Here is a 13,091-nt window from a genome sequence, read left to right as displayed (position 1 = left end):
CGGAGCATCGACCATGCCGTGGATCTCGACACCATTCTCGATCGCGCTTGTGATCATCGGGCTGCTCGCGCTCGCCATCGCCGGCACGGTCTACCGCCGCCAACACGTGCCGGGCGCGCGCCCACTGATCGCCCTGGCACTCGGCGCCAGCGTCTGGTCGCTTGCCTATGCCGGCGAGCTGAGCAGCACCGACCTAGCCACCGGCCTGCTCTGGGCAAAGGTGCAATACCTCGGCATTGGCATCGTGCCGCCGGCCTGGCTCGCCTTCGCCCTGCAGTATACGCAGAGCCGGCGCTCGCTGAGCTTCCGGATCACGCTATTGCTTGCGCTGGTGCCCCTGGCTACTATAGTGCTGGCCTGGACTAACGAGCAGCATCACCTGATCTGGGGCTCGATCGGCCAGAGCACCGGCGCTGCGCCTTCCATCCTGGCCATTACGCATGGGCCGTGGTTCTGGTGCTATATCGGCTACTCCTACCTGTGCCTGATCGCCGGCGCCAGCTTGCTCATTCGCGCGATGATCCGTGCCCCGTACCTGTACCGCGGGCAAGCTACTGCGCTGGTCGTGGCGATCGTCGCGCCGTGGATCGGGAACGGGCTGTATATCGCCAACCTGAGTCCCTGGCCCAACCTAGATCTGACGCCGTTCGGCTTCACCGTGGCCGGCCTGGCGGTAGCCTGGAGCCTGGCGCGTTTCCGATTACTCGACCTGGTGCCAATCGCGCGCGACACAGTGATCGACAGCATGAGCGACGGCGTGCTGGTGCTAGACGAGCACAATCGCGTTGTCGACATCAACTCGGCGGCGCGTCGCACGCTCAGCCAGCCGAACGAGCGCGTGATCGGCTCGACGGTCGATGAGCTATTCCCCGAGCACGCCGACCTGATCGCGCGCTATCGCGGCACAGGCGAGATCGCCGAAGAAACCGGCGTGGGCGTGGGTGCGGCGCGGCAGGTGTTCGATCTGCGGCTCACACCCCTAGTCGATCGGCTTGGGCGCTACGGCGGCCGGCTGGTCGTCTGGCGCGATATCACCGAGCGCAAGCACGTGGATGCGGCGCTGCAGCGGCGTGTGGAGCAGCTGGCGGCGCTCAAGCACATCGGCGATATCGCCATCCGCATCACCGATCTCACGGCGGCGCTGCAGGGCATGAGCGAGGTCGCGGCGGCACTGTTCGCGGCCCGGCTGGCGATGATCCTGATCTCGGATCAGCAGACGCCCGAGCTGCGCGCCATGGTCGGCTTCGAGCGCGACGCCGGGCCGCTCGATGTCGAGTCGCTGAACGCCATGCTCGCCGACACGCCGCTCACGCAGCAGGATCTGCTCGCCAACAATGCGCCGATCCTTTCCGCGCTCGATACGCTCGCGCTATCGCCGGCCCTGCGAGCATTCGTGGCCGCCTACCAGATGCAGAGCATTCTGCACGTGCCGCTCGTGATCCGCGACGCGATCGTCGGCGTGATGATGCTTGCGACCGACCAGGCCGGGCGGAGCTTCACCGCCGACGAGGTGAGTCTGGCCGAGACGATCGCCCGAGACGTTAGCGCGGCGATCGACAACACGCGCCTGTACCGCAGCGCGCTGACGGCCCGCGAGCGGCTGAGCGAGCTGTACCAGGCCGCGCATGCAATCAGCCGCGCCAGCCTCGACCCCGAGCAGATCTACGCCGAGATCCACGCCGCGCTTATCCGCCTGATGCCGACCGAGGCGCTGGCGATCGCCTTGTATGATCTCGCCGCGCGCGAGGCCGATTATGTATACCTGAACGGCACAGAAGGCCGCCAGCCTGGCTGGCGCGCTTCGCTGGCCAATAGCTTCGCCGGCTACGTGCTGCGCCGCAACGCGCCGGTGCGGATCGACGACTTCGGCATCTTTCCGCATCCCGAGTTCGACTTCGAGCTGTCGGGCGCCGCGCCGAATACCGCATCGGGGATGGCCGTGCTGCTGTATGGCAGCGAGCAGGCGCTGGGCATGCTCTTTGTGCAGAGCTACGCGAAAGGTGCGTACACCGAAGAGGACGCCGAGACGCTCCAGCTGCTGGCCGCGCACGCGGCAATCGCGCTGGAAAATGCCCGCCGCTACCGGCAAGAGCGCGAGCTGGCCGTCAGCGCCGAGCGCACGCGCCTGGCGCGCGAGCTGCACGACTCGGTGACCCAGACACTGTATGCCGCAAGCTTGCTCACCGAGGCGCTGCCGGCGATCTGGCAGCGCGACGCCGCCGAGGGCGCGAGCAGCCTGGACAAAGTGCGCCAGCTGGTGCGCGGCTCGCTCGCCGAGATGCGCGCGCTGCTGTTCGAGCTGCGCCCCGCCGCGCTGCTGGCGGCCGACCTGGAGGCGCTGCTGAAACAGCTGGGCGATGTGCTGACCGGCCACACGCGCATCCCGGTAACGCTCAGCGCCGAAGGGCGGGCGAACCTGCCGTCCGATGTAAAGATCGCGATCTACCGCATTGCCCAGGAGGCGTTCAACAATATTGCCAAACACGCCCACGCGACGCGGGTCGGGGTTCGGCTCCAGGCAACCGCCGACGCGCTGCTCCTGCAAGTGTGCGACGACGGCCAGGGCTTTGAGCTTGCCGGCATCCCACCCGATCGCATGGGCCTGCGGATCATGGCCGAGCGCGCCGAGGGCATCGGCGCGCAGCTGCGGATCGATAGCGTGCCCCAGCGCGGAACCGAAGTGTCGATTAGCTGGCCGGCCAAGGAGGCCGAGGGCTCTAGCCGAGCGCGGGGCGGTTGAGCGAGGAAAGCAGGCAGCCCGGAGCATTGCCCCAGCATCACTCGCTTGGCCATTCGTCGTTCGCCGTTTGTCGTAATGAGGTAGCCCAATGAAACAGCTACAGCAACTAATTCGCGTGCTGATTGTCGACGACCACATGATGGTACGTGATGGCCTCAAGGTTTTTTTATCGCTCTTCAGCGACCTCGCCGTGGTGGCCGAGGCCACTAATGGCGCGCAGGCGATCGAGCGCTGCCGCACATACCAGCCCGATGTCGTGCTGATGGACATTGCCATGCCAGAGATGGATGGCGCGGCCGCTACTGCGTATATCCGTGCGGAATTTCCCGGCATCCGCGTGATCGCGCTGACGAGCCTCGCCGACGAGACATGCATGGCCCAGATGCTCCAGGCCGGCGCGATCGGCTACCTGCACAAAGACGTAGATGCCGAGCGCCTGGCTGCGGCGATCCGCGACGCCGCGAGCGGGCGCACGGTGCTCGCCACTGTGGCTCAGGCGCTCGAGCGGCAGGGCGCGCCGCTCGCGCCGCCGCCTGGCCACGACCTGACCAAGCGCGAGCGCGAGGTGCTGGCGCTGTTGGTGGCCGGCAGAACCAACAGCCAGATCGCCGCGCAGCTAGGCATCAGCTACGGCACCACGCGCCTCCACGTCAGCAATATTTTCGCCAAGCTGGGCGTCGAGAATCGTACCGAGGCGGCGATGCTCGCGGTGCAGCAAAGGCTGCTCACATAGGCTATGCGCGGCCTCGCCGCCCCCGAATTTTCGTTTTGCGATGCGCTGCCCGGGGAAGCCGGTCGGCGCATCGCAAAACGAAAATGACCGGACGGAGTAGTATGAGCGCGCATATAACAAATGTCCAGGTTGGAAATATAACAACCGGCTGTAGGCCACGGCACTACATTCATATACTGTTGGCGTATATGCGTTTGAACTAGCTGTTGCCGGCATGGGCCGATCGACGCCGTGCTCGCGCTTTGCGCGCACAGCCCGCCCAGCCGTGAGGCTTGCGCTCAGAATGAAGCCGAGCCTGACCGCGCCCGGTCGAAGCGCTACGGCCGGCGTGTTGCTGGCGCCGTAGCGTCCTTCTTTTTTTGCTCTGGCGCTGTTTAAGACAGTTAGGCATCGTCTTAACCCTATAATACGCTCCCACGCAAAATAGCATCACACAGATGGAGCAAGGGCTTGCAACATCCGATTGCGTACCTGATCTGCACTACTGAGCGCACGGGCAGCTACGTGCTCTGCGACGCCCTGGCGAGCACCGGCCTGGCCGGCCGGCCGCAGGAGGCGCTCCACCCGGCGAGCCTGAAGCGGCTTGCGGGGCAGGCGGACAAGATCGACTACCCACTGGCATTCGAGCGTATCATCGAAGAGGGCGCAACGCCGAATGGCGTGTTCGGCGCCAAAATCCAGTGGTGGCAGCTGCTCCAGCTGATCCAGAGGCTACGCGAACTCCCCGAGTTCCGCGGCGTCGGCGCCGCCGAGCTGCTGCAGCACTGGCTGCCAGGCGCGCGCTACATTCGCCTGACGCGGCGCGATAAAGTCCGCCAGGCCGTCTCGTGCCTCAAGGCTTTGCAGACGGATATATGGTGGGAGACCGATACGTGGGTGCGGGCTGGCCGTGCGGCCCCGGCGGCGCAGCCGACATTCGACCTGGACGCGATCGACGGGCTGATACAGCAGATCGGCCAGCACGAGGCAGCCTGGCAGCTCCTTTTTGAGACGTGCGGCGTCCAGCCGCTGGAGCTGGCCTACGAGGATCTTGCCCACGATCACGCGGCGGTCGCGCGCCAGGTGCTCGATTTTCTGCCGCTCGCCGTCCCAGGCGATCTTGTGATCGGCCAGCCGCGCTACAAGAAGCAAGCCGACGAGCTATCCGAGCAGTGGGTTCGCAGCTACCACGAGCAGAAAACGGCCAAGGCCGGGCCAGCCGCCGCCGCGCCAGTCCAAGTCTCACGCCAGAATCGCGAGATCATCTTTTCGCAAAACCGTTCGGCCACCGCGCTGCCGATCCGCCCGCGCGCCGATCACGGCCGGGCCCTGCGGATTGTGTCGTATGCCACTGAGCCGCTGGATGGGCTGCCCGCGCTGCTGGCGCGCCAGATCACCGAGCATACCCCTCACGCTGCCTCGTGCGTCTGGGGCGGCCCGCCGGAGCAAGCACCCGATGGAATGGCGGCAGCCAACCATGCCGCCGAGCTTGTGGCAGCCGCCGACGTGGTGCTGCTGCACGATGGCGAGGTCGGGCCGCAGCACCAGGCACTGTTCGCGAACAAGCCCATCGTGGTTCTGGCGCACCGGCCGCTCGCCCAGCAGAGCCACTGGCTGCGGCTGGGCGCGCCAGGCGCCGTGCTCGGCTCAGCGCTCGCCGGGCAGGCTGCATTCGCTGGCTGGCCGCGCCTGCAACTGCCGTGGGATTCGGCTCGCGACTGGGATCGCCTCTGGATGCCGCTGATCGCTCGGGCGCTGCCGCCGCCCGAGCCGCACGGCCGCGTCGTCTACCGCCAGGCGCTCCCGGCGAAACAGCCCCAGGAAAAGCCCCAGCCAGGCCCGGCTGTGAAGCTCACCGCGTACCAGCTGCACAGCCACGCCGCCACTCTGGAAGTCGCGACGCTGGGGCAGCCGCCCGCGCCAGGCGCGGCCGAGGCCATCGGCTGGGAGCTGCGCTGCCCATACGGCTTCGAGGCCAGCTGGAACGGCGGGCCGCGGCCGGAGGACATCCACATCCAACTCGACGCGCCCGAGGCCGGCACGCCGCCGTTTGTGCGCAGCCTGCTGGGCGGCGGCCGGCTGAGCTTCGACCCCGGCTACCAGATCCAGACCGAGGGGCCGACCAGGCTGTGGGTGCGCGGCCCGGTGAACGCGCCCAAGGACGGCCTGGCCGCGCTTGAGCAGATCGCGAACACCAGCGCGCAGCCGGCGTCGATCGCGATCACCTGGCAGTTCACCCGCGCCGGTCAGGCGGTGCGCTTCGCGGCCGGCGAGCCGTTCGCCGTGCTGCTGCCGTACGCGCCGGGCGCGTATGGGCGGCTCGAAAAGCGCGTGGTGCCGCACGGCCAGGCGCTCCCGGCCGCCGCGCAGAGCGGCGCCGCTGCCCCGCAGGCCGGGCCGCCCGGCCGCTGGGCGGCAGGGCTGAGCGAGGCCCCGCCGGTGAGCTGCATCTGCCCGACCTACGGCCGCGTCGCGCTGCTCGAAGAAGCGATCGAGTCGTTCCTGCGCCAGGATTACCCCGGCCCGAAAGAGCTGATCGTCCTGAACGACTACCCCGACCAGACCCTGAGCTTCGACCACCCCGAGGTGCGCATCGTCAACCTGCCGCGCCGGCTCCACTCGGTGGGCGAGAAGTACCAGGCGGCGGTGGCGCTCTGCTCGCACGACCTGGTGTTCGTCTGGAACGACGACGACATCTACCTGCCGCACCGGCTCTCGCTCTCGGTGGCGCTGTTCAGCCAGGCGCGCGGCTTCTTCAAGGCCAGCCAGGCCTGGTTCTGGAACCGCGGGCAGCTCGCGCCGCCGCAGACCAATCGCTTCCACGGCGGCTGCTGCTTTTCGCGCGCGCTGTTCGCCGAGGCGTGCGGCTACCCGCATACCGACGACGGCTTCGACGCCAAGTTCGAGGCGGCTTGCGAGCAGCTACGCCCTGGCATAGCCAAAGGCCAGCCGATCGCGCCCGCAGACCTCTTCTACATCTACCGCTGGGCCGGCACCGGCTCGTACCACCTGAGCGCTTTTGGGCAGAAAAGCCAGCCCGGCGCCGCAGTCGCGGCCTATGTGCGCGAGCGCGCCGAGCGCGGCGAGATCGCGCGCGGCCCCGTCGCCCTCAAGCCGCACTGGAGCAGCGACTACGCCGCGTTGGTGAACGACTACCTGACCAACGGCCCCAGCAGCACGCCGCAGGCCAAAGCCGAGCCCGCGGATCTGCCCGCGCCGACATTTATCGACACCCCCCAAGGGCGCGTCGACCTGCGGCAGTTCGAGGCATCGTTCTACCGCGCGGCGCCCTCGACAACCAGGCAGCTCCAGGAGCGCATCCGAAAAAACGGCGCGACGCATGTGCGCGAGTTTTACGTCGTCGACGCGCTGCGGCTGGTGTACCTGCCGGTTCCGAAATCGGCCTGCTCGTCGATCAAGATCGCGCTGGCGAAGCCCGCCGGGTTCGACTACGACCTGTCGCGCGGAACCGAGGGCATCCACGGGCACGGGCGCTGGCATATCGAGCGCATCCGGCTGAAGCAGGCCCAGCACGGCTACTACCGCTTCAGCTTCGTGCGCAACCCGTTCGACCGGCTGGTTTCGTGCTACCGCCAGAAGATCCTCTTCACCCCGACGCCCGCGATGCCACGGCCGTTCTATGACCCGTACTTCTTCGACCTGCCGGCGAACACCAGCTTCGCCGACTTCGCCGAGCGCGTCTGCCGCATTCCCGACGCGCTCTCGGAGAATCACTTCAAGAGCCAGTACGCCCTGCTCTACGACGCGGGCGAGCTGCTTGTCGACTACGTCGGCAAGCTCGAGCAGGTCGAGCGCGATTGGGCGCCGCTCGCCGAGCGCTTCCAGCTGGAGCCGCTGCTGGTCGAGACGAACGTGTCGCGGAACAAACCCGGCACCCATAGCGATTACCGGCGCTACTACACCGCGCCGCTCGCGCGCCTGGTCTACGAGCGCTACCGCCACGATGTCGAGGCGTTTGGCTACCAGGCCGAGTACGAGCAGCTGCTGGCGTTTGTCGCCGAGGGCGAGCCTGTCGCGGCAGCCGGCTGAGCGCCGCCGTGGCTAGGCTACGGCTCCCGCTGCCCACATACGCTACCAGGGAAATGGAGATCGATCGAATGAAAATAAAAGCCTACCAGCTGCACAACCAGGCCGCCCCGCTCGCCCCGGCGCCGGGCGAGCGCGCGTGGGCGGCGGGCGCGGCGCTCGGCGACCTCGACCTGAGCGCGGCCAACAGCATCGGCTGGGAGCTGCGCTGCCCATACGGCTTCGAGGCCAGCTGGAACGGCGGGCCGCTGCCCGAAGACATCCACATCAAGCTCGACGCGCCCGAGGCCGACACGCCGCCGTTTGTGCGCAGCCTGCTGGGCGGCGGCCGGCTGAGCTTCTACCCCGGCTACCAGATCCAGACCGAGGAGGAGACCAGCCTGTGGGTGCGCGGCCCGGTGAACGCGCCCAAGGACGGCCTGGCCGCGCTTGAGCAGATCCTCGACGCCTCGCTGCTGCCGGTCACGATCACCGCCTGCTGGCAGTTCACCCGCGCCGGCCAGGCGGTGCGCTTCGCGGCCGGCGAGCCGTTCGCCGTGCTGCTGCCGTACCCGCAGCACCTGCTCGAGCAGTTCGAGGCCGAGCAGCTGGGCCCCGAGCAGACGCCCGAGGCATACGCCCAGGAATTCCAGCAGCATATTCTGGCCCCGGCCGTGCTCGACACGCTGCGCAGCCTCCAGGATGAAAGCGACCCGGCGCAGCCGCCCGCCGAGGCCGAGAGCGTCGCCTCCGAGCCGCAGGCCCACGCCGCGCCAGCCAGCCGCTGGGCGGCAGGGCTGAGCGAGGCCCCGCCGGTGAGCTGCATCTGCCCGACCTACGGCCGCGTCGCGCTGCTCGAAGAGGCGATCGAGTCGTTCCTGCGCCAGGATTACCCCGGCCCGAAAGAGCTGATCGTCCTGAACGACTACCCCGACCAGACGTTGAGCTTCGACCACCCCGAGGTGCGCATCGTCAACCTGGCGCAGCGCTTCGCCTCGGTGGGCGAGAAGTACCAGGCGGCGGTGGCGCTCTGCTCGCACGACCTGGTGTTCGTCTGGCACGACGACGACATCTACCTGCCGCACCGGCTCTCGCTCTCGGTGGCGCGCTTCGCGCCAAGGCGCGGGTTTTTCAAAGCCGAGCGCGCCTGGTTCTGGAACAACGGCAAGGTCAGCGGCCCCGAGCGCAATATCTTTCACGGCGGCTGCTGCTTCTCGCGCGCGCTGTTCGCCGAAACCCAGGGCTACCAGCACATCAGCACTGCCTTCGACGTCAGGTTCGAGCGGGCCTGCGAAGAGCTGCGGGCCGGCGCGACCAAGGGCCAGCCGCTCGCGCCCGAAGACCTCTACTACATCTACCGCTGGGCCGGCACCGGCTCGTACCACCTGAGCGCCTCGGGCCAGAATGGCTCGGCCGACAGCGGCGTGCTGGCGTATATGCAAGAGCAGGTCGCGCGCGGCCGCATCCCGCAGGGGCGGATCGTGCTTGAGCCGCACTGGAACAGCGACTACGCCGCACTGGTGCGCGATTTCCTGGGCGAGCGCGCGCCCGAGACGGCCCCGGCGGCCGAGACGTTTCCTCCGCCGTATTTCGCCATTCCGGGGCCGCCGCCGATGGACGAAGCGGCGGCTGACGCGCTGTTCAAGAACAACCACCCGCTCAGAATCAGCGTCGTCTTGCCGGCCCTAAACGAATCGGTGCTGCTCCGGCGCACCGTCGAGCAGTTCCAGGCCACGCTGCCGGCCCGATGCGAGGTGATTGTCGTCGACAACGGCTCGACCGACGGCAGCGCCGATTTTCTCGCGAACCGCACGAGCAGCTGCGACGACGTGCTGCTCATCCAGTCGGCCAGGCCGCTGGGCGTGGCGGGGGCGCGTAACCGCGGGCTCGAGGCGGCGCGCGGCGAGGTGATCGTCTTCGCCGACGCGCATATCGATATTCCGCCGCACTGGTGGCAGCCGGTGGTCGCCACGCTCAACCGCCCGAATGTCGGCGTCGTCGGCCCCGGCATTGGCATCATGGGCAAGCCCGAGCACAACGCCGCGTACGCGCAGCGCATTGCCGAGCCAAACTTGCGCGTCGAGTGGCTGGGATGGAAGCAGGCCGAGCCTTACCCGGTGCCGTCGCTGGGCGGCGGCTTCATGGCCATACGCCGCGAGACGCTCGACCGCGCCGGGGCGTTTGACATAGGCATGCCGCAGTGGGGCTCGGAAGATCTGGAGCTGTGCGTGCGCTACTGGCTGCTGGGCTACGAGGTCTGGGTCGTGCCCGAGGTGGCCATCCTGCACTACTTTCGCAAAGAAAACCCGCTGCAGCTGAAGCACGGCATTGTGACGCACAACCAGCTGCGCGTGGCGCTGCTGCACTTCAGCCAGGAGCGTATCGGCCGGGTCGTCAATGCGCTCAAGAGCCAGGGCGATTTCGGCCCGGCCATGGCCCACGCCGTCGACAGCGATGTCTGGCAGCGGCGCGCCGAGTTTGCCGCCCGGCGCGTGCACGACGACGACTGGTACTTCGAGCGCTTCAAGGACAGCTGCAACGTATGACGCGCGGCCCTGCGGCAAGCAGCGGAGGAGAACGTACGATGGATCAAACGCCCGGTGTCAGCTGCATCTGCCTGACCTACGCCCGGCCCGAGCTGCTGGAAGAAAGCATCGAGTCGTTTCTGCGCCAGGATTACGCCGGCCCGAAGGAGCTGATCGTCCTGAACGACTACGAGCAGCAGACGCTTGCCTTCGAGCACCCCGAGGTGCACGTGGTCAACCTGCCCAAGCGGCTGCACACGGTCGGCCAGAAGATGAACCTGGCCGTTGCGCTGGCCACATACGATCTGCTGTTCGTCTGGGACGACGACGACATCTACCTGCCGCACCGGCTCGCGTTTTCGGTGCGGCACTTCGAGCCCAAGAAAGGTTTTTTCAAGCCAGACAAAGCCTGGTTTTGGGATCGCGGCACCCTGAGCGGCCCGGTAGGCAATTTCTTTCACGCCGGGAGCTGCTGGTCGCGGGCGCTGTTCGACGCGGTGCACGGCTACCCGCCGGAGGGATCCGGCTACGACCAGGTGTTCGAGACGCGGCTTGGGAAAGCTTTCCGCGGCTCGGTCGCGCCGTACAAGGCCATTAAGCTCGAAGAGCTCTATTACATCTACCGCTGGGGCGGCATCGGCTCCTACCATATGAGCGTCTACGGCACCTACCGCCCCAACTCAAACATCGGCCACCAGGAAGTGGAGCAGTATGTTCGGCAGCGCGCCAAGAAGGGCGAGGTTCGCCAGGGCCACATCGCGCTGACGCCGCGCTGGAAGACCGACTACCAAAAGCTGGTTGACGATTACATCGCATCGTTACAGCTCGAACCCGCGGCTCAGCCACAGGAGGTGCCAGCATAAACAAAGATTTCACCTGGCGGCAATCTCCCTCGCAGGAGACGCGTAGAGCCCAAACGTTCCTGTTTGCTCGCACGCCCAACAACAGCAGAAAAGGAAACCTATGAGCAACCCACAACGTATTGCCCGCGCCCGCACGGTTGCTGTCGGCGACGGACTCGGCGTCTACAACGTGCAGAATAGCACGACCTATGTGTTGAACACCACAACCGCGCTCGTCTGGCAGCACTGCGACGGCGAGACCTCGCCGCAGCAGCTGGCCAACCTCCTGCGCCTCAAGTTCAACCTGACCGAGCAGCACGCCGAGAAGCTGCTGGAGCTGTCGCTCGACGAGCTGAGCAAGGCCGGCCTGCTCCAGACAAGCGTGATCCGCCCCTCCGACCCGGAGCGGCGGCGCTTCTTCAAAATGCTGGCCGCCGCTGGCCTTTCGCTGGCGCTCTTGCCGGTCGTCACGCCGGTACAGACGGCGCTGGCGGGGAGTAAAAAGAACTATATCAGCGGCAGCGGCTGGATCAACTCGCCTGCCGGCGCCTACCCCAAAAAGCAATCGGCGAAGGGCAAGGCGACGTTTGACTTCAGTGCGACGCTCCCTTCCAACGGAGGCCCGCCCACCGGCCGCCTTGAGTTCCAATTCAAAGCCGGCAACCTGAAGTTCAAGAGCACTAGCTTCACCTCGCTGAGCGGATCCGGCTCGCGCGCCAAGCTCAGGGGCATCGGCACGATCAACGGCAAGGGCAGCTTCATTTTCTTGCTCACCGTCACCGACGGCGGCAACAACAACCACGAGCACGACGAGCACGACAACCGGGGCGGCGATACTTTCCGCATCAAGATCACCACCACGGAAGGCGTCGTCATCTACGATAACCAGATAAACCAGTCGGATAACTCGTATGCCGGCACGAAGCTGAGCGGCGGCAATATCCAGGTGCGCCTGGACAACACCACGACGACCACGACCACAACCACGACCACCACGACCACGACCCAGCCGCCGACGACTACCACGACGACCACGACCCAGCCGCCGACCACCACCACGACCACAACCGAGCCGCCGACCACCACTACGACCACAACCGAGCCGCCGACCACCACTACGACCACAACCGAGCCACCGACCACCACTACGACCACAACCGAGCCGCCGACCACCACCACGACCACAACCGAGCCGCCGACCACCACCACGACCACAACCGAGCCGCCGACCACTACGACTACGACCACCGTCGAGCCGACTACTACGACTACGACCGTCGAGCCGACCACGACCACGACCACGGCCGAGCCGACCACTACGACCACGACCACGGCCGAGCCGACCAGCACAACTACGACCACCGTCGAGCCGACTACCACGACCACGACCACCGTCGAGCCGACTACCACGACCACGACCACGGCCGAGCCGACTACGACCACGACCACCATCGAGCCGACTACCACGACCACGACCGGCGCATCAGGCTAGTAGCCAGGAGGGCTTGGGCTTCTCAATTTGTGGCGGTGGAATATATCAATAGAACTTACGCAGTTGGCATGCTCAGCCCTCGGCAGAATCGTATGGGGTTTTCCGCCCGAAGCGCGGAAAACCCCATACAGAGCATCGACACGTCCCATTGGCAGCTTTGTCTTAGCAGGAGGTGCAATAATGCTAGGCGTACCAGAGCTCTTGGTCATCCTCGCCATCGTCTTACTGCTCTTCGGCGCGCGCCGCATCACCAAGGTGGCCGGCGAGTTCGGCGCAAGCATCCGCGAGTTCAAGAACGCCGCGCGCGACGACGATCCTGCCAGCAAGCAGTCGAAAAGCTAAGCCAGCTCGGCGCCACGCGCAACGAACAGTTCGCGCTCTATAGCGCCTGCCCTACAGAAAGCGAAAGGCGGCGCGCCGAAGCTTATGAACACGCGCAGCCTCTAGCGCCCAGCTTGCCCGTTGTGGTCGCGCGCCATGCCCGTGGGTGCGCGGCCAACTCAAACCATACGCGCTCATACCAAGCCGGTATGAGCTACGGCATACCAGCAACCCAGCTTCTACAGATCTTCTGCTCGGCTCGCCTGTAGCAGGCCGCGCTCGCGCACCGTGGCAATTGCCAGCGTCTTGTAGCCCACGGCGTCGAACAGCACGGTGAGGCTGCGGTCGCCAACGCTCTGCACAACCCCCTCGCCTCAGGCGCTGTGCGTCACGCGCGCGCCGGATACAAATGGTGCGGCCGCGCACTGCCCTG

General features: G+C 66.8%; 8 protein-coding genes. 7 read left to right on the top strand and 1 reads right to left on the bottom strand.

The genetic code is table 11. The annotated features are described in order from the left end of the window. Positions 1 to 13 precede the first annotated feature (13 nt). From U0177_RS02205 to tatA, 7 genes are all read left to right on the top strand, one after another. The gene (locus tag U0177_RS02205) at positions 14 to 2,740 is read left to right on the top strand and encodes a histidine kinase N-terminal 7TM domain-containing protein (protein WP_409568942.1); all 2,727 of its coding nucleotides are present in this window, start codon (positions 14 to 16) and stop codon (positions 2,738 to 2,740) included. Positions 2,741 to 2,828: 88 nt separating this feature from the next. Continuing rightward, a complete protein-coding gene (locus U0177_RS02200) occupies positions 2,829 to 3,473 on the top strand; it encodes a response regulator (protein ID WP_409568941.1) in 645 nt (214 codons plus the stop codon). A gap of 450 nt (positions 3,474 to 3,923) precedes the next feature. After that, positions 3,924 to 7,502 carry a Stf0 family sulfotransferase gene (locus tag U0177_RS02195; protein ID WP_409568940.1) on the top strand — a complete coding sequence of 1,193 codons (3,579 nt, stop codon included), beginning with the start codon at positions 3,924 to 3,926 and terminating at the stop codon, positions 7,500 to 7,502. Positions 7,503 to 7,570: 68 nt separating this feature from the next. Next, a complete protein-coding gene (locus U0177_RS02190; RefSeq protein WP_409568939.1) occupies positions 7,571 to 10,024 on the top strand; it encodes a DUF6065 family protein in 2,454 nt (817 codons plus the stop codon). A 38-nt stretch (positions 10,025 to 10,062) separates the two neighbouring features. Continuing rightward, the gene (locus tag U0177_RS02185; protein ID WP_409568938.1) at positions 10,063 to 10,866 is read left to right on the top strand and encodes a glycosyltransferase; all 804 of its coding nucleotides are present in this window, start codon (positions 10,063 to 10,065) and stop codon (positions 10,864 to 10,866) included. 100 nt (positions 10,867 to 10,966) lie between these two features. After that, positions 10,967 to 12,337, top strand: coding sequence for a PqqD family peptide modification chaperone (locus tag U0177_RS02180; RefSeq protein ID WP_409568937.1), 1,371 nt, complete (start codon positions 10,967 to 10,969; stop codon positions 12,335 to 12,337). 180 nt (positions 12,338 to 12,517) lie between these two features. Next, positions 12,518 to 12,679, top strand: a complete 162-nt coding sequence (tatA, locus tag U0177_RS02175) for a twin-arginine translocase TatA/TatE family subunit (protein WP_409568936.1) — start codon at positions 12,518 to 12,520, stop codon at positions 12,677 to 12,679. A 218-nt stretch (positions 12,680 to 12,897) separates the two neighbouring features. Here the strand turns inward: tatA and U0177_RS02170 are convergent, their stop codons facing one another. Further along, complete coding sequence (locus tag U0177_RS02170; protein WP_409568935.1) at positions 12,898 to 13,020, bottom strand: hypothetical protein; 123 nt, start codon at positions 13,018 to 13,020, stop codon at positions 12,898 to 12,900. Between the last annotated feature and the right edge of the window lie 71 nt (positions 13,021 to 13,091).

It is taken from the genome of Kouleothrix sp. (assembly GCF_046328425.1).
GTDB lineage: Bacteria > Chloroflexota > Chloroflexia > Chloroflexales > Roseiflexaceae > Kouleothrix.
The sequence above is the reverse complement of the archived record's forward strand: the minus strand, read 5'-3'. Positions and strand labels throughout refer to the sequence as shown.

Excerpts from the sequence above, each read along its gene's own strand:
- U0177_RS02205 (WP_409568942.1), top strand. The coding sequence starts at position 14 with ATGCCGTGGATCTCGACACCATTCTCGATCGCGCTTGTGATCATCGGG.
- U0177_RS02200 (WP_409568941.1), top strand. The coding sequence starts at position 2,829 with ATGAAACAGCTACAGCAACTAATTCGCGTGCTGATTGTCGACGACCAC.
- U0177_RS02190 (WP_409568939.1), top strand. The coding sequence starts at position 7,571 with ATGAAAATAAAAGCCTACCAGCTGCACAACCAGGCCGCCCCGCTCGCC.
- U0177_RS02185 (WP_409568938.1), top strand. The coding sequence starts at position 10,063 with ATGGATCAAACGCCCGGTGTCAGCTGCATCTGCCTGACCTACGCCCGG.
- U0177_RS02180 (WP_409568937.1), top strand. The coding sequence starts at position 10,967 with ATGAGCAACCCACAACGTATTGCCCGCGCCCGCACGGTTGCTGTCGGC.
- tatA (WP_409568936.1), top strand. The coding sequence starts at position 12,518 with ATGCTAGGCGTACCAGAGCTCTTGGTCATCCTCGCCATCGTCTTACTG.